Origin of the sequence: Paenibacillus sp. FSL R5-0519 (assembly GCF_037974275.1) — a bacterium.
Lineage (GTDB): Bacteria > Bacillota > Bacilli > Paenibacillales > Paenibacillaceae > Paenibacillus.
In genome coordinates, this window is sequence record NZ_CP150234.1 from 2,069,526 (window position 1) to 2,092,427 (window position 22,902).

At 46.0% G+C, this 22,902-nt stretch carries 18 protein-coding genes; 16 read left to right on the top strand and 2 right to left on the bottom strand.

Translation table 11 applies throughout. The features are described from left to right. Positions 1–9 precede the first annotated feature (9 nt). The 5 genes from MKY73_RS09475 (at position 10) to MKY73_RS09495 (ending at position 5,891) form a co-directional block, all read left to right on the top strand. On the top strand, positions 10–1,218 hold the full coding sequence (locus MKY73_RS09475) for a HEAT repeat domain-containing protein (RefSeq protein WP_339307068.1): 1,209 nt from the start codon (positions 10–12) through the stop codon (positions 1,216–1,218). Positions 1,219–1,240: 22 nt separating this feature from the next. Continuing rightward, the gene (locus tag MKY73_RS09480) at positions 1,241–2,641 is read left to right on the top strand and encodes a glycosyltransferase (RefSeq protein ID WP_339307069.1); all 1,401 of its coding nucleotides are present in this window, start codon (positions 1,241–1,243) and stop codon (positions 2,639–2,641) included. A gap of 65 nt (positions 2,642–2,706) precedes the next feature. Further along, the gene (locus tag MKY73_RS09485) at positions 2,707–3,510 is read left to right on the top strand and encodes a response regulator (RefSeq protein ID WP_339235638.1); all 804 of its coding nucleotides are present in this window, start codon (positions 2,707–2,709) and stop codon (positions 3,508–3,510) included. 81 nt (positions 3,511–3,591) lie between these two features. Beyond that, entirely contained in the window at positions 3,592–4,959 is a 1,368-nt protein-coding gene (locus tag MKY73_RS09490) for a nucleotide sugar dehydrogenase (protein WP_339256293.1), read from the top strand. A gap of 8 nt (positions 4,960–4,967) precedes the next feature. Continuing rightward, positions 4,968–5,891 (top strand): hypothetical protein, encoded by a 924-nt coding sequence (locus tag MKY73_RS09495; protein ID WP_339307070.1) that lies wholly within the window; start codon positions 4,968–4,970, stop codon positions 5,889–5,891. A 319-nt stretch (positions 5,892–6,210) separates the two neighbouring features. On the opposite strand, the gene MKY73_RS09500 is transcribed toward MKY73_RS09495, so the two are convergent. Beyond that, positions 6,211–7,083 carry an AraC family transcriptional regulator gene (locus tag MKY73_RS09500; RefSeq protein WP_339307072.1) on the bottom strand — a complete coding sequence of 291 codons (873 nt, stop codon included), beginning with the start codon at positions 7,081–7,083 and terminating at the stop codon, positions 6,211–6,213. A 686-nt stretch (positions 7,084–7,769) separates the two neighbouring features. Between MKY73_RS09500 and MKY73_RS09505 the strand changes: the two genes are divergently transcribed. The 6 genes from MKY73_RS09505 to MKY73_RS09530 all read left to right on the top strand — a co-directional run bounded on the left by MKY73_RS09505 (position 7,770) and on the right by MKY73_RS09530 (position 14,887). Continuing rightward, entirely contained in the window at positions 7,770–8,954 is a 1,185-nt protein-coding gene (locus MKY73_RS09505; protein WP_339308543.1) for an LLM class flavin-dependent oxidoreductase, read from the top strand. A 235-nt stretch (positions 8,955–9,189) separates the two neighbouring features. Further along, positions 9,190–10,464, top strand: coding sequence for an extracellular solute-binding protein (locus MKY73_RS09510; protein WP_339307073.1), 1,275 nt, complete (start codon positions 9,190–9,192; stop codon positions 10,462–10,464). Between the two features lie 3 nt (positions 10,465–10,467). Beyond that, entirely contained in the window at positions 10,468–11,340 is an 873-nt protein-coding gene (locus MKY73_RS09515) for a sugar ABC transporter permease (RefSeq protein WP_339307075.1), read from the top strand. A gap of 49 nt (positions 11,341–11,389) precedes the next feature. After that, on the top strand, positions 11,390–12,205 hold the full coding sequence (locus MKY73_RS09520) for a carbohydrate ABC transporter permease (protein WP_339307077.1): 816 nt from the start codon (positions 11,390–11,392) through the stop codon (positions 12,203–12,205). Positions 12,206–12,318: 113 nt separating this feature from the next. Continuing rightward, positions 12,319–13,536 carry an MFS transporter gene (locus tag MKY73_RS09525; RefSeq protein ID WP_091018234.1) on the top strand — a complete coding sequence of 406 codons (1,218 nt, stop codon included), beginning with the start codon at positions 12,319–12,321 and terminating at the stop codon, positions 13,534–13,536. Between the two features lie 280 nt (positions 13,537–13,816). After that, the gene (locus tag MKY73_RS09530; protein ID WP_339307079.1) at positions 13,817–14,887 is read left to right on the top strand and encodes a cell wall hydrolase; all 1,071 of its coding nucleotides are present in this window, start codon (positions 13,817–13,819) and stop codon (positions 14,885–14,887) included. A gap of 156 nt (positions 14,888–15,043) precedes the next feature. Here MKY73_RS09530 and MKY73_RS09535 read toward each other — a convergent pair whose 3' ends face one another. Next, positions 15,044–15,814 carry a hypothetical protein gene (locus tag MKY73_RS09535; protein WP_339307080.1) on the bottom strand — a complete coding sequence of 257 codons (771 nt, stop codon included), beginning with the start codon at positions 15,812–15,814 and terminating at the stop codon, positions 15,044–15,046. Between the two features lie 229 nt (positions 15,815–16,043). Here MKY73_RS09535 and MKY73_RS09540 point away from each other — a divergent pair, with 229 nt between their 5' ends. The 5 genes from MKY73_RS09540 to MKY73_RS09560 all read left to right on the top strand — a co-directional run bounded on the left by MKY73_RS09540 (position 16,044) and on the right by MKY73_RS09560 (position 22,893). Beyond that, positions 16,044–16,328, top strand: a complete 285-nt coding sequence (locus MKY73_RS09540; protein ID WP_339307082.1) for a DUF3139 domain-containing protein — start codon at positions 16,044–16,046, stop codon at positions 16,326–16,328. 118 nt (positions 16,329–16,446) lie between these two features. Beyond that, complete coding sequence (gene yaaA, locus MKY73_RS09545) at positions 16,447–17,199, top strand: peroxide stress protein YaaA (RefSeq protein ID WP_339307083.1); 753 nt, start codon at positions 16,447–16,449, stop codon at positions 17,197–17,199. Between the two features lie 397 nt (positions 17,200–17,596). Next, a complete protein-coding gene (locus MKY73_RS09550; RefSeq protein WP_339307084.1) occupies positions 17,597–18,475 on the top strand; it encodes an SPFH domain-containing protein in 879 nt (292 codons plus the stop codon). Positions 18,476–18,792: 317 nt separating this feature from the next. After that, positions 18,793–19,077, top strand: coding sequence for a YaaA family protein (locus tag MKY73_RS09555; RefSeq protein ID WP_339307086.1), 285 nt, complete (start codon positions 18,793–18,795; stop codon positions 19,075–19,077). A 516-nt stretch (positions 19,078–19,593) separates the two neighbouring features. Beyond that, positions 19,594–22,893, top strand: coding sequence for a hypothetical protein (locus MKY73_RS09560; RefSeq protein ID WP_339307088.1), 3,300 nt, complete (start codon positions 19,594–19,596; stop codon positions 22,891–22,893). Positions 22,894–22,902 lie beyond the last annotated feature (9 nt).

The window sequence follows — 22,902 nt, forward strand, 5'->3', positions numbered from 1 at the left end:
CCTTTTCACATGTTTCCAAGTTTGGCTTTGGCCTATCTGTTTTTGTACATCTGTATCGCACTTGTTGTTGTAGGCGTCATCGTATTGTTTGCCATGAAAATGTCCCACAACGGCAAACGACGCAAGACGGCGTTCTATGAATTAAAACAGCGCGACTACTTCACTTATCTGCAAACGGCCTTAACCGAGAATAGCCCGCTGAGATTGCCACCAGGCAAGCTGGCTCCGCTGGAACGCAGAGTTATTCAGGACAGGCTGATTGAATGGATCGACCAGTTCAAGGGTGAATATCGCGACAAGTTAATTGCACTATGCCGTGAAGCAGGATTTGTAGAGCATGATCTGAAGGAATTAGGCCGTCTGCGTTACGGTCGCCAGATTGATGCGGCTTATCGCTTGGGTGGCATGCGTTGTCCAGAAGCTGTTCCCGGCTTGATGGAATTGCTGAAGGATGAGAAGCCGGGGCCGATGGCCATTATGATTGGTCGCTCCATCGCAAGATGTACAACCCGTCAAGGGGAACTAAAAGACATGCTGGCGTTGCTGTTGAACAAAGGCAAGTCCATTCACCATCTTGCAGCAGATATTCTGCTTGAAACCGGTCTGGATACCAGCAGAATTCTAATTGAATTGCTGGAAGATCGGAATCCGGATTTTGTCAAAGTCGGACTCGTTGCGATGTGGGGACAGGCTGTGCCTGAAGTAATGCCTGCACTGGACAGACTTGTAGGAGCCGAACATCAGGATGTACGTGCCGAGGCGGTGAAGCTGTATCTTAGCGCAAGTCCGGCACTGCGGGATGAGACGATTCTGAAGCTGATTCAGGACACTGACCCGGAAGTTCGTGCCGAAGTGGTGCAAGCACTTGGTTCGAAGCATGCATCGGGTAGTATTCCACTGCTGCGCAAAGCGCTGCGGGATGAAGACTGGAGAGTTCGTTATAACAGTGCGGAGAGTCTAAGTAAGCTTGGCGAACCGGGATTTGAAGCGCTGTGTCAGGCTGCGGTACAAGGAACAGGTGCGGAACGCGAGATTGCGATGCAGCAGATCGAGAGTACCATGCAGCATACGAGAACCGATGACAGAGCTGTAGAGCAGATGATTGCTCATAACAAAAAAAGGCTGCTGTACGATCGTTATTTTGGGCCTGTACGAGAGAACAGAACCAGCAAGAAACGCACAGGCGTCGCTACGGTAGGAGGGGATTACACTGCTTAGGGATCTATTATTAATCTACGGCATGGTCGCAATCTACTATGTTGTTTTCGTCAATACGCTCTATTTTTCCATCCTGGCCTTATCGTTCCGTAACATCTGGACGATCTTCCGCCGGTCGCATTATTCCAAATATAATACCTTGTCAGGATCGGAACTGGTGCCTTCGGTTTCTCTGCTGGTACCGGCATACAACGAGGAACTGACGATTATTGAAAATGTGAACTGTCTGATGACGCTGAATTATCCAACATATGAAGTAATCGTCGTTAATGACGGTTCCAGTGACTCCACACTGAAGATTTTGCTGGATGAATACCGCCTGAAGCCGGTACCCAATACGAAGATTCGGGGCAAGATCGCCTGTCAGAAAATTCGCGGGATTTACCATAATCCGGAGTTCCCTGATCTGTATGTCATTGACAAGGAAAATGGCGGAAAGGCGGATTCCCTCAATGCAGGAATCAACTTGTCTCATTATCCGCTGATCTCTTCCATTGACGCCGATTCATTGCTGGAGAAGGATGCTTTGATCCGTATGGCACGCATGTATATGGAGAATCCGGAAGAGACAGTAGCCATCGGGGGCGATGTACGGATCGCCAATGGCTGCAAAATCGAAAACGGGGCAGTGCAAGATGTATCGCTGCCGCGCAAAATCTGGCCCATGTTCCAGTCGATTGAATATCTCAAAGCCTTCCTGGGCGGACGGATTGGCTGGAGTCATATGAACGGTCTGATCATTGTCTCTGGTGCTTTCGGCATGTTCCGTAAGGATGCTGTAATTGCCGTAGGCGGATACCGGGATGGTTATCCCGGGGAAGACATGAACATCATTATCAAGCTTCACCGTTATATGCTGGAAAACAAATTGAAGTACCGCGTTGCCTTCTGCCCTGAGGCGGTGTGCTGGACACAGGCTCCAGATTCCTACCGGATTCTGTCCAGTCAGCGCAAGCGCTGGGGCCGCGGGAATCTGAAGAACATGCTGGAGAATCGAGGTATGCTGTTCAATCCCAAATACAAAGTGATGGGTATGGTAACGATGCCGTATAATGTCATTTTTGAAGCACTGAACCCGTATTTCCGAATTACCGGACTGCTGGCTCTCGCTGGATACGTCCTTCTGGATATGACCCAGTGGCCGATCCTGCTCCTGTTCGGACTATTGAACTTCGTGAGTGGTTATCTGCTGAGTGTAGGCGCACTTGTCCTGGAGGAGATTGCTTTCAAGCGGTACAACAAACTCTCCGATCTGGTCAAAATGCTGGTCTACTCTGCGCTCAAATTCGTGGGTTATCATCAGCTGGGCGTACTGTGGAGATTGCAGGGACATGTGCAGTTCCTGCAAAACAACAACTCATGGGGGACCATGACACGTCAAAGCTGGTCCGAGGATGAGAAGAAAACAAGCGAAGCCGCATAAGTACAGAGATCATGGTAAGTTGCAGCAATTTGTATAGATAATCGAGGAGAAGGGTGGAAAAGAACATGCCAAATACGGCGACATTGCAGCGTGAGGCTGCCGTTAATGTGTACCGAAGTGTAGAACAGGGATTAAAGGAAACGGGTGCCGAAACATGCGGCTTAATGTTCATCCATTGTGCAGGACACGCTCAACCTGAGCAGCAGGTCAGGACACATCTGGAACAGACGAGCGAGTCTGCCTTCCAGGTGTGGAAGGATGGGGCGACACAGGCGATTGCCGTCCTGCTGCCGGGGTTGTCACTGGATGAGGTTCACTATAAAGGACTTCGGATCAAGCATGAGCTTCAAGAGACCGTACCTGGTGCCGATCCACAGATCACACTGGCCAGTTTTGCAGAGGGTGAGCGCCCTTCGAAAGCAACCATTCAGCATATGGCTGAATCCTCGAAGCTCGTAGATTCGTCGGAGATTCATATCTACACGCTGGACAATACAGCGGACGAGCCGGAACGCATTTTGATTGTGGACAACGATCCTACGGTACGGGAGTTCCTGCAGTTGCGTTTGAAAATGCAGGGATACGAAACCTATGAGGCTGTAGATGGACTGGCTGCACTGGACTTGATCGAGAAAGTCACACCGGACTTGGTACTCACCGAACTGAATCTGTATGGCATCGACGGTCTGCCGTTCATTCATCATATTCAGAAGCTGGAGATGGAGCAACCGCCCAAAATTGTCGTGTTGACCGAGCAACGTGTTGAGCAAACGATCAGTCAATGCTTCCGCAGCGGGGTCGATGATTACATGACCAAACCGTTCTCGCCCGTAGAGCTGGATGCCCGAATCAGACGCTGCCTGCATTAGAAGATAAAAAAAGAGCAACAGACAACCATCTATTTACATGGATTTGAAGCACCATCAAATACACTACCCGGAGGGAATATCATGGAGAATCAACAATTCCACACATTACTGAATGCGATTGAAAATAAAGAAGCTGTACTCGGCGTTGTCGGGCTCGGTTACGTAGGACTTCCACTTGCCGTGGAAATGGTCAATCAAGGTTTCACGGTAATCGGAATTGATCTGGATGCGTCCAAAGTAGAGAGTATCTATCAAGGGGATTCCTATATTCACGATATTTCGTCCGATGAGTTGAAAAAAGTGATGCAAAGCGGTCGCTTCCAGCCAACGACAGATTACAGCATGCTGCGCGTCATTGACGCACTCAGCATCTGTGTACCGACACCGCTCAGTGAGAATCAGGACCCGGATACATCTTACATCGAGACGGTTGTAGATCAGATCAAACTGCATATGAAACCAGGCATGCTGATTACGTTGGAGAGCACCACGTATCCAGGTACCACCGAGGAACTGATCCAGGATGAATTGGATAAAATTGGACATGAAGCAGGCAAAGACTACTTCCTGTGCTTCTCGCCTGAGCGTGTAGACCCGTCCAACGGACGTTTTACAACATTTAATACACCGAAAGTGATCGGGGGCACAACCGAAGCTTGCCTGAAACTTGGAACCGCACTGTATGGCAAGTATGTAGAAACCGTAGTACCGGTATCTTCGCCAAAAGTGGCTGAAATGTCCAAACTGCTGGAGAACACATTCCGCAGTGTAAACATTGCCTTTGTGAATGAAATGGCGATGATGTGCGACCGCATGGGCATCGATATCTGGGAAGTAATTGATGCGGCAGCAACGAAACCATTTGGTTTCATGCCATTCTATCCAGGCCCAGGCATCGGTGGACACTGCATCCCGCTTGATCCGATGTACCTGTCGTGGAAAGCCAAAGGTTTCCGTTTCTATAGCAAATTCATAGAACTGGCGCAATCGACCAATGACAACATGCCATATTATGTGTTGAACAAAACGTCAACGATTCTGAACGAATACGCGAAATCTGTACGTAAATCCAATATCCTGCTGCTCGGTATGTCATACAAACCGAATATTGCCGACCTGCGTGAATCACCAGGACTGGAAGTATATGAACTGTTCAAGGAAAGTGGAGCCAACGTAAGCTACTATGATCCACACGCGGATTCCTTTAAGGACAAGCATGGGGAGACGGTACACAGCGAAGCGTTCAATCTGGAACAGTTCAAGAAATACGATTGCATCGTGTTGATCACCAACCACAGCGATTTGCCTTACTTTGATATTGCCGAGATGGGTGTGCCGATTCTGGATACACGTAATGCATTCCGTTCGTACACACATCCGCACATCTACAAAATTGGTCACTCGGTTCAGCATCCTGTGTTTGAACCAAGTGAAGCGTTGCTCGTCTGAGGGAATATATGAGGCAACGGGTCAAGCTGGTAGGGATGGCGAAATGGGCCATTCTGGCTGTGGTGTTGTGCCTGCTGCTTCTGTCTTGGATGTTTAAATGGTTCTCCACCGAGGAACACAAAGCGACCTGGCTGTGGGACGCGTCCATTATTGCAGAACAGACACCTGAGATTATTGCTTTCTCCAAAGAGCAGGGCGTGGATACCATCTTCCTGCAAATCCAGGATGAGGTGCCTGATGCAACATACCGCAAATTCATTGCGGCTGCCCGGCAGGCTGAGATTGAAGTGCATGGACTTAACGGCCATGCAGACTGGGCCTATGAGCAGAAGCGGGATGAAGGACTTGCTTTTATCGAGCGAGTGAGAGCCTACAATGCAGCTTCTGCCAAAAATGAACGTTTCCAAGGTATTCAACTGGATGTGGAGCCGTATCAGCTGAAACGCTGGGAGGATGAAGAAAGCAGTGTCATTGCGGAGTGGAGCGACAACATGAAGGCTTGGACGAAAGCGGGAGAGGCCGCCGGATTGTACATGAGCGCTGCCATTCCGTTCTGGCTTGATGCCCGTCAGTCGGCGGAAGGTGAGGGTACATTCAGTCGCTGGGTTATCTCCCACTTCGATGCAGTGGCAATTATGGCTTATCGGGATAGCGGGCAGCAGATGTATGATCTGTCCAAGGAAGAATTGGAGGAAGCGGATGATCTGGGCAAGAAAGTCTGGATTGGCGCAGAACTCGCGGATACACACGAAGGGGATCACCTGACCTTTTTCCGTAAAGCGGTTAGCAACATGAATGAAGAAATGGCCAAGGTGTTCGATCTCGGTTCTTCCCATTCCTCTTTTGCAGGTGTGGCTGTGCATCATTATGAAGCATGGTATGCGAAGGAGAACGGTATTCCGCTTGCACGTAAGGATGAGAAAAAGGAATAGCGATAGATTAACGTTAACAAGCTATTGGTTTCGGTTACGTGCTTCAAGACTATAGTATAGAAAAAAGGCAAGTCCCAGGTAGATGGGGCTTGCCTTTTTTGGTGGTGGATTAAGCAATGGGTTTTGCAGCACTATGATGTACAGGAGTGCTGCAAAATCCACTGTAATTCTCATCTAACAAGGATGTTTCGATTTTACGGAAAGCTTCTTCGAAGTCCTTTTGTGCACGTTGTTCGGTAAAGGGGATATTGTACACAACCGCAAACAAAGCGAGGTACACGTGGCTGAATTATAGGCTGGATAGCGAAAGGCCGCTCCCTTACTCTTTCGTACTTTTTGCGGTCCGATAGCGATTGGGCGGCAGCCCGACCTGCTTTTTGAACGCTTTGGAGAAGGAGAACAAGTCCGGGTAACCTACGGAATGAGCCACTTCAGTTAAGCTTAGCGGAGTCTGCACAAGCAGACGTTTGGCTTGATTCATTTTCAATTGCTGAATATATTGCACGGGGGACAGACCATAGGCTTTGCGGAACTGTTTGGCAAAGTGGGTCCGATCCACACCGGCATGAGCAGACACACCTTCCACGGAGATGCCGCCTGCAAAATGAATATCCATGTATTCCTTGCCTTTCTGAAGCCAAGGCGTAGCCGAATCCGGTTGCAATCCTTTGGTTGCGGGGGACCGGGCAATTCGGTCGAATAGAGTTAGAAACCGAGTGAGTCGTCCCAGATCACTTGCTCCATCCTGTGGTTTACGAACATCCTCCATGAAAGAGCGCATGGCGCTTGCAGTCTCCGACGTCAGTACACCTGAACGATATGGTGATTTGGGTGTAAGTCCGATTCGAGACAACAGTTCGGCTGCGTATGCCCCATCAAAGGCAATAAATATTTTCTGCAACGTATGCTCCGGATCTGTCCAGTACTCATGCGTAACATGGGGAAACAGACAGAATGCATCCCTGGCACGAAGGGTATGACGCTGTCCGTCCTGTATGAATGTACCTTCCCCCTCCAGCACAATTAACAAATAATGATAAGGTGTGGTACGAGGTCCAATATGATAGTTGGTCTTGGCTATATTACGGCCAATGCGAATCGGCCAGGCGCCACCGGCTTTCTCGAATTCAGATGGAGTGAAGAAAATAATATCCAAAAACTCATGGTGGTCCTCTTTCATGCTCTCGGTCATCAGGAACACCTCTTTAATAATATAAGTATCGTTTGTACTTTTTAAAAGTTTCGCTTACAGATGTAGTTCAAAAAGTCCACTTTTGATTACGAATCATGCCTAGTGGCATGATCAACATCGAAGCTGAAATTCAGCCGAAATAAGCGGGAGGCTTACGAAGTATGTTTCCTTTGGAAACATTGTGGTTGCTCACGTAGGTCTCCTACGCTCCGCTACTCCATTTCTATCTTCATTCCATCTTCTCGGTACTGAAAACCAGACTTTTTTAAAACATATTTAAACCTATTATACAGGTGGGTTTTATACATATTCAAGATCAGCAAGACCTAAAACTGAGAAAAGACCACAAAATGACAAAATAAAATTGCCGCGAAATGACATTGCTCACAGACAAATCAATTGATATGATGTCCATACCTATTAAACCAAGTTAATTAATCGGTATTTAATTCAGAATATGCCTAATAAATCAATTTAAAGAATGACACGACAACGAAGGGGACAGAAAGGACCTGAAGAAGCGAAGCGGGCGCCTTTGTCACCGGATTTCCCCCATAAAGGGGAATGAAAAGAAATCTGGGGACAAGAGTGCTCAAAAGGTTTTCTGTAACCGAAGTGCTTGAGTGAAACATTTTTAGAGCAATTTATCATAGAAGGGATTGACTTTTGTGAGCGAACAGGAAGATATGAAGTTTGGATGGTTTTTGCCTACAGCAGGGGATGGGAAGTATGTGGGGGTTGCCCCGGAGCGGGAGCCGAGTCTGGATTATCTGATCGATGTGGCACAGACGGCGGAGAAGGCAGGATTCGAATTTGTACTGATTCCGACAGGGGGAGCCTGTCTGGACGCATGGGTGGTTGGCTCGGCAGTAATGAGTCATACGAAGACATTGCGTCCCCTTGTCGCCATTCGTCCGGGTTTGGTTACACCTGTACTCGCTGCACGCATGGGAGCGGCATTGGATCAGCTATCTGGTGGTCGCGCCATGATCAATGTAGTGACAGGCAGTTCTGTTCGGGATCTGGAGGAACTGGGAGATCCACTCGCACATGCGCATGATGAACGGTATGTGCGGGCGAGCGAGTATATGGAAGTCATGAAGCGTTCATGGACCCAATCGACGGGGCTGAATCTGACGGAGTTTGCCGGAAATGGTTCAAGTTCTGGTGCAGACGCATCCAATGATCCCAATCCTGAATTCAACGGCCAGTATTACAACTTCAAAGGACCGGTAGGCATGCCGGAGACGGTACAGAATCCGCATCCACCATTCTATCTGGGAGGCAGTTCACCGATTGCCAAGAAGGTCGCTGTTGAACATGCAGATACGTTTCTCATGTGGGGCGAGCCTCATGACTGGATTCAGGAGCAGATCGAAGAGATTGAGGTCATTCGTCAGCAGGTGAAAGAGGAAACGGGACAAGATCGTCAGCTCCGTTACGGCATGCGTGCTCAGGTACTCATTCGGGATACCGAGGAAGAAGCATGGGCTGCAGCGTGGGAGATTATTAGCAAAGTACCACCAGAAGCGATCGAGAAAGCCAAAGCAGCTTTTGCCGAAACGGATGCAACCAACCAACGCAGACAGAACGAGTTACGGGAACTGTCCGAGAAGCAGCAGTTTGTCGTAGGTCCCAACCTGTGGACAGGCTTGTCCGTTGTGCGTTCCGGCGGTGCAATCCTGATTGTGGGTACTGCCGAACAGGTCGCAGAGCGCTTGATGGAATATGGTGATCTCGGCGTTACGACCTTCATTCTATCTGGTTATCCGCATCTGGAAGAGGCTGAAATCTTCGGACGGACCGTGATGCCAATCATTCGCGAAAAATGGAAAACAAGACAGAAGCAACATTCCGTTACTACTAACTAAGTTACTGTTACTACTAACTAAATAGGTTCAACTAATCTCTTTATACGAAAACGGAGAGGACAGAAATAACGTGAAGAAGCGAAGCGTTCGCCTTTATCTCCGGATTTTCCCTTTATAAAAGGGAATCAAATAAATCTGGGGATAACAGCGATCGGAAGGTTATTCTGTCATCGGAGTGCGTTCAGTATAAACATTCTTAGTTAACATATCAATCATCCTCAGGAGGTCGTCTTTCATGAAAAAAAATAAAAAATTAATCCTGCCGCTCGTCAGTATGCTGGTGATGTCCATCCTGTTATCAGCTTGCGGCGGTGGGGATAACGCGTCATCTGGAGATAACGGCTCCTCGGGTTCAGGCAAGGTTACAATCAGCTTCATGCACTGGCGTGGTGAAGATGTGGAAGCACTCAACAAGACTATTGACGCATTTGAAAAAGAAAACCCGAACATCAACGTGGAGATGCAGACACTGCCCTCCGATCAATATCAGTCCACCGTTCAATCCAAAATCAGTGACGGTTCGGTAGGAGATGTATTTGCATCCTTCCCGGGTGCACAATTCGAAGCTTTCACCAAAGCAGGATTGTTCACGGATCTGAGCGGATCATCGTTCCTGTCGGCCTACAATCCAAAGCTGATTGAAGCAGGACAGCACGATGGCAAGCAATATGCGATCCCGTATCAACTCGTATATAACGATCCCATTTATAATGTAAAACTGTTTGAACAATACGGCTTGACGCCACCAACCGATTGGGAAGGCTTTCTGGCCCTTTGCCAGAAGCTGAAGGACAATGGCATCATTCCGATTGCCTTTGCCGGAGCGGACATTGGCCCAGGGCAATTCATGAATACAATGGTGATGAACAACGCACCGAGTGACGACATTTTTACCAAAGTTGAAGCTGGCGAAGCCAAACTGACGGATGAGTTCTGGGTGAAAACATTGACTCAAATCAAGGAACTGAACGATAAAGGTTACTTCCAGCAGGATGCACTGGGTACGAAGGACCCTGCGGCTGGCGCACTGTTTATTCAAGAGAAAGCAGCAATGCTGGCAAGTGGATCATATCAATTGGCTCAGAACAACCAGCAGAATCCAAATTTGGAGCAAAAACTGCTTGCGCCAATTACGGTAAGTGCCGATCAAGCGAAGTATGAAGGGGTGCATACGACCACATTCATGCTTGCGGTGAACAGCAAGTCGAAACATCCGGAAGAAGCGAAGAAGTTCATCGAATTCCTGAGTAAACCCGATGTGGCTAGTGACTACGCCAACCAGACGGGACAGAATGTAACGGTGACTGATGTGAAGTACGATACGCCTGAGCTTCAGGTAGCCGGAGAATGGGCGAGCAAAAAGACCGTGTTCCAGCCACGGTTCACCATCCTGAACGGAGATAATCAAAAAGCAGTAACCAACTCCATTCAGGCCGTGCTGAGCGGCACTTCTCCAGAAGAAGCAGCACAGCAGGCACAAGCGATCATTGATCAGCATATCGGGAAATAAACGATGAAGAATCGTATTCAGCTATCCCTGTTTTTGATCCCCGGGTTGCTGCTGTACGTGGCACTGTTCGTATTTCCTACATTGACGGGGCTGTTCTACTCCTTTACGGATTGGGACGGGGTATCCCCGTCGTATGCATTTGTAGGGCTGGATAATTACAAGGACAGTCTCAGCAGCATCGTATTCCGCAAAGCCTTTGGCAACAACGTGGAGTTCATGTTAACGGTTGTTATTGCACAAACCTTTATTTCACTTGTCCTGGCGCTGCTTCTGGTACGCAATACCAAGACACGCATTGTGCTTCGGGCATTGTATTTCCTGCCTGCAATTCTGTCTTCCGTATCAGTCGGGCTGATCTGGGCGTTCATGTATGATCCATCCATCGGATTGATCAACTATGGATTGAATGAGGCGGGAATGAGCAGCATGGCCCGCAACTGGATTGGTGATCCGAAGATTGCCATCTATTCCATCGCTGCGGTCCAAGTCTGGGCCCATGCCGGACAGATGATGATCGTATTCATCGCGGGTCTGCAAGGCATCCCGGCAGAATTATATGAGGCGGCTCGTTTGGACGGCGGCAGCAAATGGCAGGTATTCCGTACCGTGACCTGGCCGCTGCTGGCACCTTCGGCAACGATTGTTGTGGCCTATACGACCATCCAGTCGTTCAAGGCATTTGACCTCATTTTCACCATGACGGACGGAGGTCCGAATTACGCAACTGAAATTTTGACCACATATATCTATCATACCGCCTTTGGCAGCTATTCCTTTGGTCTGGCTTCTGCCGGTTCGATGATCTTCCTGGTGTTACTCGCGCTCTTGACGCTGTTGCAGTTCAAGGCACTGCGTGCCGACCGGGTAAGCTATTGAGGTTGATGCTGGAGCATTCATCCTGCAACCGGGGCAGAAGGGAGTTCACATGTTTTTAAAATGGTTCAATCGTCTGATCCTATTGGTATACGCGCTGCTGATTCTTGTTCCCCTGTATTTTGTATTTGTATCTTCGTTCAAAACAAGCAGCAACTTCTTCACCAGTCCATTCAGCTGGCCTGACCCGTTCACGTGGGATAACGTCATTGGGATGTTTCGCAATCAGCCGATGTGGCAATACTTCGGGAACAGTATGGTCGTAACGCTGGGAACGGTTGCGATTGAGCTGCTGCTGAGCAGTATGATTGCTTACGCCATTGTTCGTTGGGGCGGCAGCGTAGGCAAAATCGTATTTGCGCTGTTCGTGGCAGGCCTAATTGTTCCTTCTCAGGTGAGCATGCTGCCAATCTATTCCCTCACGCGTACACTCGGGTGGTCAGACAGTCTGACGGGCCTGATTGTCGTATCCGCCGTGATGCTCATGCCTGTCTCTGTATTTATGCTGACAGGCTTCATGCGCATGCTCAATTCGGAGATTCTGGAAGCGGGCAGTATGGATGGAGCAAGTGAATGGAGGCTTTATACGCGGATTGCACTGCCACTTGCTGCACCTTCGCTGGCGGCAACAGCAACATTCATGCTCGTCATGGTATGGAATGACTTGCTTATTCCGATGCTCATGCTCAGCAGTAAGTCCAAGCTGACTTTACCACTCGCACTGATGCAATTCCGTGGGGAGTATGTAACCAACTATCCGATGATGCTCACGGGTGTACTTGTCACTGCTATTCCGATGATTGTGCTGTTCCTGTTACTCCAGCGTTACTTCGTTGCAGGTCTGACAGCGGGTTCACTCAAGGGGTGAGGTATCGTAGAAATCGGAAGGAAAAGCTTATTTTGCATTGATTTCTCGAGCATTCTGCATAATAATGATTTAGTGTCAGAGTGACTACATAGAGATCAAGGGAGCTATAAGTGATGAGCAAACTGGAAGTATTGCGGAATCCCAAGCAGCGTAAGCTGCTGTTCAGTGCCGGTATGAGCTGGCTGTTTGATGCGATGGAAGTGGGTATGATCTCCTTTATCGTGGCTGCACTCGCCAAGGAATGGAGTCTCAGTCCCGGACAAGTCGGGGTGCTTACGAGTATTAACTCGATCGGTATGGCACTCGGTGCTTTGCTTGCAGGGGCACTTGCGGACCGTTTTGGACGGAAGGCCATTCTAATGTGGACCTTGTTAATCTTCACGATTGCAAGCGGTCTATCTGCATTGGCGACAGGATTTGCCGTATTGTGTGCACTACGTCTGGTTGCCGGTATTGGACTTGGCGGAGAGTTGCCTGTGGCATCTACACTGGTATCGGAGTCGATGCCTACGGCTGAACGTGGACGTGCCGTTGTATTATTGGAAAGTTTCTGGGCAGGGGGCTGGATTGTATCCGCGCTCATTGCCAACTTTGTCATCCCGGAGTACGGATGGAGAATTGCCTTTGCCATTGGTGCACTTCCGGCGTTCTACGCACTGTATCTACGTCGTGCCATTCAGGACCCGCCGCGGTATAAGAATCATGCCAAGCTTCACAAAATCACGTTCCGCGAGAAAGTGGCTACCGTCTGGTCAGCACCACATCGCCGTACAACGTTGATGCTCTGGATTTTGTGGTTTACCGTCATTTTCTCTTATTATGGAATGTTCCTGTGGCTGCCTTCGGTCGTGATGGCAAAAGGATTTACGTTGGTTAAAAGTTTCCAATATGTGCTGATCATGACGATCGCACAGTTGCCGGGTTACTTCACCGCAGCTTATTTCATTGAACGTTACGGTCGCAAGTTCGTACTGGTTGTGTATCTTACCTTGACTGCATGCAGTGCGATTGCGTTTGGACTGGCAACAACGGAAGCGACGATCCTGGCCGCAGGAATCTGTCTGTCCTTCTTTAACCTGGGAGCCTGGGGTGGTCTGTACGCCTACAGCCCGGAATTGTATCCAACTTCTGTTCGTTCGACAGGTGTGGGTCTAGCTACATCCGTTGGCCGGATCGGTGGGGTACTTGCTCCTTTAATGGTCGGTATGCTGGTTCAACGTGAAGTGGCGATCAGCCTGATTTTCACGATTTTCTTCGTGACGATTCTCATTGGCGCAGCAGCTGTACTGTTCTGGGGCCGGGAAACGAAGGGTCAGGAACTTGCTGAGTAATTGTCAATAAATACAACGCAACTTTTGTACGGGTCTGCCTGCCTACGGAAATAACGGGTTGGACAAGCGGTATAAGGTTGATACAAGAAGAGGTGTGACCCTGATACGACCATGGGCTCATGCCTTTTTTTGTTGTGTCCAAGACTCATTTTTACATGCTCCATCGGTCCGATAGACTTCATTTTTTCTATATCCTATAATGACACTCGGGATGTAGAGCCGTGAGGATTCAGGGGAAAGAAGTGGGATCTGGATTCAGAAAATGGAGGGTAACGAAAAGATGCAGACCAAGCGTGAAATGGATCAGATGCGTGAATTCAATGAAAACAATACGATGGGTGAAGCGACTCGTGCGAACAGCATAAATGGAAGCCACAACAACTTGATTGACATGGTGCGAGTACATGGGGATAACAACATACATGTAGCGTACAGCGATAATAACAGTAATGGTCGTAGTGAGATAAACGGAATGTATGATGTGTATGTTGTAGATGAAAGTAAACCTACGAAAGAGATGGGGGTCACTAATATTATGAATCACATGACGATTACGAAAAATATGGAGTATACGGGCAATGAGGATGTACAGATTATAGACGGTAATACAATTGAGGGGTCTAATGTGCAGTTGAGTGCTGACATCATAGAGCCTATCACCGTTAGCCGAAAAGTAACCCATCGGAGAGGGAGAAAGTCAGGCAAAAGAACAGGGCGAGTGGGTATGCTTCTCGGTACTTGTGCGATGGCTGTCGGGTTGACCGTAGCAGCGCCTTCTGCGGGAGCACAGAAGCTGGAACAGGGCGTTCGCAGTGAACATGTGCTGCAATTGCAGGAACAATTAAGTGACCTGGGGTATTTTGACGCCGGTATGACCGGTTATTACGGTTCGATCACCAAAAGCGCTGTCCGCGAGTTTCAGCAGGCGCAAGGACTCAGTGCGGATGGAGTTGCAGGTCCGGCAACGCTGAACAGGCTGAACAAAAAAGCCAAAGCGGAGGGCGAGACGCTGCGCCAGTTGGCGAAGCTGATTCATGGTGAAGCGCGCGGGGAGTCTTTTGAAGGGCAGGTTGCTGTAGGAGCGGTTGTCTTAAACAGGGTGCATTCGGATGCATTTCCGTCGTCGATCTCCAAGGTCATTTTCCAGAAAGGGCAGTTCACGGCGGTTGACGATGGACAGTTCAATACCAAGCCGACGGCGACTTCTTATAAGGCAGCACGCAAAGCATTAAATGGTGTTGATCCGACGTATGGAGCGCTGTATTATTACAATCCGAAGATTGCCACTTCGGTGTGGAGTAAGAGCAGGCCAACGCTTCTGACCATTGGGCAGCATGATTTTACGAGATGAGATAGTTTGAGTTATTAAATAGATCAAAGGCATCCTTTTAATAAAACAAGAAAACCCGGCTGTATGCTGCTTCTCTGCAGTTACGTGGCCGGGTTTAATAATTATTCTGTCGTGGAGAAATGGTATCTTAGCATTGAAGCAATTATAAGTTTAATCTTACTTCTGGATCGTGAAAGGAATATTCAACGAAGTAGGCTCTACAATGGTTTCTCCAGTGTCATAGTCATAGATTCTATTGAAAACCAATTCAATGGATTCCAGCTTGTCGGGGTCATCTGTATAGACTAAACCATAGCCCATATTATCCATGACTACCCCGTCATATTGATGATAAACATAGGGTTTCCTCATGAAATTCTGATCTGCTGAGATAGGTTTACCCGTGTTCGGATGAATGGAATTCAAACCGTAAAATCCGATATTTTGATCTGTTGTATTTTCGACACTGTAGATGATTTTGATATACGTCATATCAGGACCGATATCTTCTTGATTCAGAATAGAAATGTTTTTACGAGTATCATCTGGTATATCACTAGCTTCTAATAATTGAACATCCATCATGTGAATAGTTAATGGGCCGAATTCAATACTTTGCTTCAGAGGAACAGTTTTTAACAATTTTAATTGTCCGCCATAATCAAATGTACCTGTATCTCCGGATTTGGATAAAAGTGGTGGTAGTGAGCTTTCAAGAAGCTTGTCCTGAAGAATTTTAGCAGCCTGCTCAAATTGATTATAGTCTGGATCATATCCTTTGTATGTTAGTTCAGAACGGAAAGGCTTTAAACCGGATTCCAAGACTAGTTCAGAATAAGCAGGATGAGGTTGTAACGGATTGACTTGCAGTTGTGTAGATATGGCATCATTGGAGCTGTCTGAACCGCCCAAAAGTGCGAGAGCGAGCAGTAGATGAACAATAAACATAAGAAGTGGCACCCTTTCTCATAGACCCTATTAATTTAAATACATTTTATTTATAATCATAACAAACCAGATCATAGTCACCCATGAGAATTTCGACCCAACTTCAGGTAATGGTATATTGACAAGTCTTGATCTGATCTAGTAGCAAGGGCCTATTTAGATAAGGTGGTTCAATCAGATTGGTGAAATTCGGTTCATTTGTATATAAATTAAAGTCAGGGTGAGTAAAATGAAGTTGCTAAAGACCTCATTAGTTATAGTTGCACTAGTGGTCATCGCTTCTTTTACATGGTATGGCTCGTATAAGAGTGATATGAAGCAGCTGGAGGATGACTTGAGAACATATTTAACCGCCGAAAAAGGAATAGATGGGAATACGATTATAAGCATCACCGCTCGTCGAAGCAAAATGCCGATGTATCCTGTTGTCGTCCAATTTAAGGACAATCCGCAGGAACATATCTACTATAGAGCCGATGAATGGATTCAGCTGACGCCTGATCCGAATGAATAATTCAATCATACTTACTATGAGAAAAGAGAGTAATAAGCAACACCATTGGATTTACCCATCTAATCCTGTACAATGAATAACGACAAAAACAAAGGTAGATTAAGGATGGATTAGCACGATGAGAATTATCATATCACCAGCTAAAAAGATGAAGATCGACACCGATTTGATGGCTATCGCGCAGATGCCGCAATTTATAAACGAGTCAGAACAGCTATTGAGTCTGCTTCAAAAGTTATCCTATGACGAACTGAAAGTGATGTGGAAGTGTAACGATGCAATCGCCGAACAGAACGTGGAGCGGATTCGGAATATGAATATAAAAGCAAATCTTACGCCAGCTATTTATGCCTACGAGGGCATTCAGTATCAATATATGGCACCGGGCGTTTTTCAACATGAGGAACTGGCGTATCTTCAGCAGCATTTACGCATATTATCCGGTTTTTATGGCATGTTACGGCCTCTGGATGGGGTAACTCCTTATCGATTGGAGATGCAAGGTAAGCTGCAAGGTCCAGGTTTCAAATCGCTCTATCAATTCTGGGGCAGCAAGTTGGCGGATCAGCTTCAATCTGAAAGCAATTGTATTCTGAATTTGGCTTCCAAAGAGTATAGCAAGAACATCACGCCTTTCCTGAAGGAGGAAACCCGGATGATCACTTGTGTGTTCGGACAAATGGTCGATGGAAAACTTGTTGAAAAGGCAACCCGGGCCAAAATGGCCAGAGGTGAGATGGTACGATATATGGCTGAGCGGAAGATTACAGATGTGGAGAATATCAAGAGCTTTGACCGGTTAGGTTTTGTTTTTTCAGAAGAGAAGTCGGAAGAGAGTACTTATGTATTTATATATTCAGAGGGACAGTAGCCTGTTGTACAAAGGTTTATAAATTTGGGTTCGTATAGGTTACACATTCGTAAAATGCCATCAAATAATTTGATGGCTCTTTTTTTTGTAAGACTAAGGCAGTCTTGTTCGGAATATGTTTGTATCTAAAGAGGTCTACAGGAAGTGACGCCGGATATCTTGAAACCTAATATGAATTTACAAAGTATATATAAAGAAGGATATAATTAGTTGCTATTTATAAATTTGTACTCGTTTACATCCAAAGAGGGGAGGACGAATATGCCATTTATTGGGGGAATCATTTTAATCTTGATCCTAGCATTTATTCTATGGGCATTAATGATCCCGCTATTCAATAAAATAGGTAGTAGAATTCTGAAGAAATACAATAAATTCAAACAAGAGGAGAATGTTGATGAAAAATTCAAAGACGTTTAGAGCAGGAGCAATTGCGGTTGCTTTAGTTATTATTGTGGGCGTACTACTGGTGACTTTCTTTGTCACACGAATTCCTAATGGTTATGTTGGGGTCGTGTATTCACCCAATGGAGGCGTAAAAGATAGCACACTGAGTCAAGGGTGGAAACTGGTTGGAGCGTTTGATAAAGTAACCAAATATCCGATCCGAATTCAAACGGTGGAATACAGAGATATTCAAATTGCTACATCTGACGGAAAAAACATCACCATCGATTTTGCTTACAACTACCAAGTAGAACCAAGTAAAGTATCTTCTATTTTCAACACATTTGGGCCAATTAGCATTCAAGAAATTGAGGATACATATCTCAAAACACGTTTCCGTGATGCAGCTCGTAAAGGTATTTCCAAGTTTACAGTCATTGATGTGTATGGTGAAAAGTCATCTGAAGCAGGCGTCGATGTTCAACAACGTTTCTCTGATGATGTTAAAGAGTTAGGATTTATCGTATCCAACGTTACTGTAGGTGTTCCTCAACCTGACGCCAAGACGCAGGAAGCCATTGATAAACGTGTCGAAGCATCTCAAGAACTGGAACGTAAAACGACTGAACTTGAAATTGCCAAGAAAGAGGCAGAGCGCAAGCGCGTGGAAGCACAAGGTAATGCAGACAAACTATTGATCGAAGCAGAAGGTCAAGCTAAAGCCAATAAAGAACTCCAACAATCCTTATCGAGTCAACTCGTTGAATATGAAACCATCAAGAAATGGGATGGAGCCCTTCCGTATGTGAGTGGGTCCAACACGCCAATGATTCAATTGCCGGGTACTAAAGTAGAGCAAAATAGCGGCGCAGGGAGCGTATCTCCCTAATTAGCGGTTGAAAATGCAAGCTTTGCTTTCTCAACAAATTAATGTGTTGAAATTCGAATAAACAAGCCGGTCCAATCGTGGGCTGGCTTGTTTATTTTTGATGCATTTCAGAGGTACTGCGAGGAGATACAGTAAGCTTCACCATTGGCTTCACTTAGCCGATTCTGTACAATGGATAACGAGAGTAACAACGGTAGATTAAGGATGGATCAGCACGATGAGAATGTTCATATCACCCGCTAAAAAGATGAAGATCGATACGGATCTTATGGCTATCGCGGAGATGCCGCAATTTATAAAACGAGTCAGAACAGCTATTGAGTTTGCTTCAAAAGTTATCTTATGACGAACTCAAAGCGATGTGGAAGCGTAACGATGCAATCGCTGAACAGAACGTGGAGCGGATTCGGAATATGAATATAAAAGCAGATCTTACGCCGGCCATTTATGCCTACGAAGGCATTCAGTATCAATATATGGCACCGGGTGTGTTTCAACATGAGGAACTGGCGTATCTTCAGCAGCATTTACGCATATTATCCGGTTTTTATGGAATTTTACGGCCTTTGGATGGCATTACCCCGTATCGATTGGAGATGTAGTGCAAGTTGCAAGGTCCAGGTTTCAAATCGCTCTATCAATTCTGGGGCAGCAAGTTGGCGGATTAACTTCAATTTGAAAGCAATTGTATTCTAAATTTGGCTAGAGAAGTCGGAAGGGAGTACTTAAGTATTGTATATATTCAGAGGGAAAGTAACCAGTTTTCCGCTGATGATGTACTAGACTGATACCTATTTGATTCATTTAAAAGTCGCCAATTGGCGGCTTTTTTAATTTTTCAGATATTAAATCTAATTCCTAACAAAATAGGAAAGACGACCAATTCAATTGAAATAGTATTTGACTACATTTAATCTATTATTCTATTCAAATCAAGATAATACAGGTTTATTTTGAATTGTTATCTGAAATATAAAAGGAAAAAAGTCCCTGAATTTAGGGACAAATTTACTATGTCCTAAAATAAGGAAAATGACGATAATGATTTATTAGGCTCCATTTATACATCTGTTGAGGGAGGAAATGGAGGAAAAACATAAAGGAGGAATATGAATTCCATGAGTTTAAGAAAAGGTTTTATTGTTTTTCTGATGGCTTTGTTGTTAATTGGAACCATGTATCCAACTAGCGGTTATGCGCTTTCGGATCAATCGGATGCCATAATAATGACTGAAAGTAGCGCTGAGAATGTCGATGTTTTTATGGAGGAATCAACTGTAACAGAAGACGAGTATCTAGATCTTATTGATCCGGATATCCACGAAGAACCAGAAGGTGTAGACGAAGATGTGGAAGATGTAGATGATGCACAGACCGTAACTGAGGATACGTACGAAGAAGATTTCTTTACTCCTCAAGCCATGGCATTTGCCGAAGAGCAAGTTATAGTTATGTATCCTGGTGATTCCTATAGCTTCACTAATAATGGAACTCGCTCAAGATCCTTGAGCACAGATGCTGCTTCATCGAGAAGCAGTTCTTATGATTATGCTGTTTATAAAGCAGATGGAAGTATTTCAACGGATAACATGAATTCGACTAGCAGCTTATCCGTAGGAGCAGGATACACCGCTGTCGTGACTTCAAGTGGGAGCAATGCATTTACAGTAACAATACCTGCTGAATTTACTTATAGTGTATCTTCGAATCCTGCCTTACATAGAGCCACCTTGTCCAAAGGTGAGAGCTATCGGTTCGTCAATGAAGGAACACAAACGAGAGCTGTTAGTGCGGATACCTCCACAGTTCAAGACCGGAGATATGACTATGCAAACTACAATGAAGATGGAAGCCTTTCTAGTTCGAATTTTGAATCAACCGGCAAACCATATTTAGGGGGAGGAAACGAGATCATCTTTACGGGGGCCGGAGCACAGCCTGTCACCGTTGGACTTCCGTACGAAGTTTATACCGGTGAATGGAGTGATGAGCCAGCCTATACGCGTACGACTCTACATCAGGGCGAGAGCTACCAGTTTACCAATATCAGTTCCAAATCAGATGCGCTCCAAAGTGATGGTTCCACCAAAGATAAGCATGACTATGTCGTTTATCTTCCAAATGGAACAGAAAGTTCTACAGGGACGAATACATCCACTAAGCCTACTGTAGCAGCAGGAAGAACCGCCGTTGTAACTTTGGTTACAGCAACGCCTGTAACATATGGTGTGCCCTATCGGACATTTGATGTCCAAAAAGCCGGTGGCGATGCAATTACTCGAATCACTGTATATCCTGGAGAATCTATGATTTTCAGTAATAATGGTTCGTTGGCCAATCCGATAAAAAACAATGCCAGCAGTACCAATGGAGCCCTTTTTGACTATGTTCTTTATACAGCAGAAAACGTCGTTCATTCGGATGGATTCAACAAAAATACCAATCCGATCATTCGTTCACAAGGTTACGCAGTCGTGACTGTAGTTGGGCAAGTCCCAATTGAGTTTAGTTATACGGATGATTTCTCGGTTGAAGAAAGCATGGAACCTGCGTACCATCGCGTAACACTCAAACAGGGAGAAAGCGTGACATTTTGGAATAACACTACTGATCGGGAATATCTAGATAGTGATGCATCCACAACCCAAGGGCGGATATTTGATTACGTCACCTATTATCCGGATGGAACAGAACGGAGTACAAGAAAAGCAACAGCGGTTGAACCAGTTGTTTACTATGGAAATAAAGCAGTAATCACAGGCGTATCTGCGGAGCCTGTAACCATAGGTGCGATTTACACCATTTTTGATGTAGAGGATCGACCAAATGAAGCACTAACTAAAATAACGATATCACCGGGTCAATCGGTAATATTCCATAATGGAGGCTCACTCAGCAACCCAATACGGAGTAACGCCAAAAAATTAGGTGCACTGTTTGATATCGTGGTGTATAAGGCAGATGGCAGAGCACATAGTGACAAATTCAATAGCAGTGTAAGTCTCGCTACCATTCCTTCTGGTGGTGAAGCCGTCGTTACCGTAGAGGGAAGTACACCTGTAACATTTGAATACACGGATGATTTCTCTGTAGTGGATAGCCAGGAACCAGCTTATCTGCGCGTAACGTTGAACAAAGGCGAGAGCTATGCCTTTACCAACATAAGCTCAGATGCGAAAAGGGTCCGAAATGATGCTTCCAGCAGTGAGGGGCGGGTGTATGATTACACGATTTACAACGTAGATGGAACAGTGTCAAGCAGTAGAACAGCAACAGCGATTGAGGCGTATGTCTTGGGTGGTAAAAAAGTTGTTGTTACCAACATCTCGGATCAACCCATAACGTATGGTGGGATTTACCGCGTTTTCCGTGGACAAGATGATCAAGTCCCTTCACCAGAGACAGAAATCACTGTCAATCAAGGACAGAGTGCAGTCTTTACGAATCCGGATTCAAAACCTGCTCAAATTGAACGAATCGCAGGAGTAAACTCCGTTGTGGATTATACGGTCTACGACAAATCTAATAAAGCATTGTATTTCGTGGAAGGTATGAGTCATGCAACATGGGATATTCCAGCAGGTGCAACGCTTGTTGTTACCGTAGTATCTACGGAACCTGTAACGATTCAATATACCTCTCCTGTGACAGCCAGCTCCAGTCAGGAGCCTGCACTTATTAAGCGGAATTTGACGCCAAATAACACGCTCTTGTTCTCAAATACTTCACCTTATGAGGCTATACTTGTTGGTTCTCCTTCAGAAGGAGGAACCTATGATTACGTTATTCGAAATCAGAATCAAGCTGTTGTTAAGGAAGGAAAGAACGCTACAGGAGGACAATTTGTACCTGGAAAGTCTGACATTCAGGTGCATAACGTGTCATCCCAAACACTGAAATTCGTTGGTGCTTATCGGCACTTTACGGTCAAGGAAGTGGAAGTGGAGTTTCTGACTTTGTATGAAAACACAGAGACGGCGCTTCCGACAGTTCAGCAAGGGAATGTGTACTACCGTTTTAGTCCGTATAGCTCTGACAAGTATCGGATTGCCATAAAGGAATCAGGTGATTTTTCCATTGAACCTCGGATCGAATTGTATTCAGATAAGGAACTGAGCATTCCGGTAGCTGCTTCAATCGAGCAAGAACAGGTATATGGTGAGCAATATACCGTTCTTGAATGGGAGCTTGAAGGTGGACAGAATTATTATCTCAAGCTAAGTGAAAAAGAAGGAAAACCGATTCAGGGAGCCATAAAAGCAGCATGGATGAACATTCGTAATGACAATAGCTATGAGTACGGCTATGGCAATCAACTGCTTAAAGTTGTCCTATTTACGGGAGATCAAATTGTGTTCGAGTATGATCGCAACGGTAATTTAACGAAACGAACGAAAAAGATTTTCCCATTTAATTAATGATTGTCT

Coding starts and splice junctions, on each gene's coding strand:
- MKY73_RS09540 (WP_339307082.1), top strand. CDS start 16,044: ATGAAGTTGCTAAAGACCTCATTAGTTATAGTTGCACTAGTGGTCATC.
- MKY73_RS09515 (WP_339307075.1), top strand. CDS start 10,468: ATGAAGAATCGTATTCAGCTATCCCTGTTTTTGATCCCCGGGTTGCTG.
- MKY73_RS09500 (WP_339307072.1), bottom strand. CDS start 7,083: ATGACCGAGAGCATGAAAGAGGACCACCATGAGTTTTTGGATATTATT.
- MKY73_RS09485 (WP_339235638.1), top strand. CDS start 2,707: ATGCCAAATACGGCGACATTGCAGCGTGAGGCTGCCGTTAATGTGTAC.
- MKY73_RS09535 (WP_339307080.1), bottom strand. CDS start 15,814: ATGTTTATTGTTCATCTACTGCTCGCTCTCGCACTTTTGGGCGGTTCA.
- MKY73_RS09475 (WP_339307068.1), top strand. CDS start 10: ATGTTTCCAAGTTTGGCTTTGGCCTATCTGTTTTTGTACATCTGTATC.
- MKY73_RS09560 (WP_339307088.1), top strand. CDS start 19,594: ATGAGTTTAAGAAAAGGTTTTATTGTTTTTCTGATGGCTTTGTTGTTA.
- MKY73_RS09490 (WP_339256293.1), top strand. CDS start 3,592: ATGGAGAATCAACAATTCCACACATTACTGAATGCGATTGAAAATAAA.
- MKY73_RS09495 (WP_339307070.1), top strand. CDS start 4,968: ATGAGGCAACGGGTCAAGCTGGTAGGGATGGCGAAATGGGCCATTCTG.
- MKY73_RS09520 (WP_339307077.1), top strand. CDS start 11,390: ATGTTTTTAAAATGGTTCAATCGTCTGATCCTATTGGTATACGCGCTG.
- MKY73_RS09510 (WP_339307073.1), top strand. CDS start 9,190: ATGAAAAAAAATAAAAAATTAATCCTGCCGCTCGTCAGTATGCTGGTG.
- MKY73_RS09525 (WP_091018234.1), top strand. CDS start 12,319: ATGAGCAAACTGGAAGTATTGCGGAATCCCAAGCAGCGTAAGCTGCTG.
- MKY73_RS09480 (WP_339307069.1), top strand. CDS start 1,241: ATGGTCGCAATCTACTATGTTGTTTTCGTCAATACGCTCTATTTTTCC.
- MKY73_RS09550 (WP_339307084.1), top strand. CDS start 17,597: ATGAAAAATTCAAAGACGTTTAGAGCAGGAGCAATTGCGGTTGCTTTA.
- MKY73_RS09505 (WP_339308543.1), top strand. CDS start 7,770: ATGAAGTTTGGATGGTTTTTGCCTACAGCAGGGGATGGGAAGTATGTG.
- MKY73_RS09530 (WP_339307079.1), top strand. CDS start 13,817: ATGCAGACCAAGCGTGAAATGGATCAGATGCGTGAATTCAATGAAAAC.
- yaaA (WP_339307083.1), top strand. CDS start 16,447: ATGAGAATTATCATATCACCAGCTAAAAAGATGAAGATCGACACCGAT.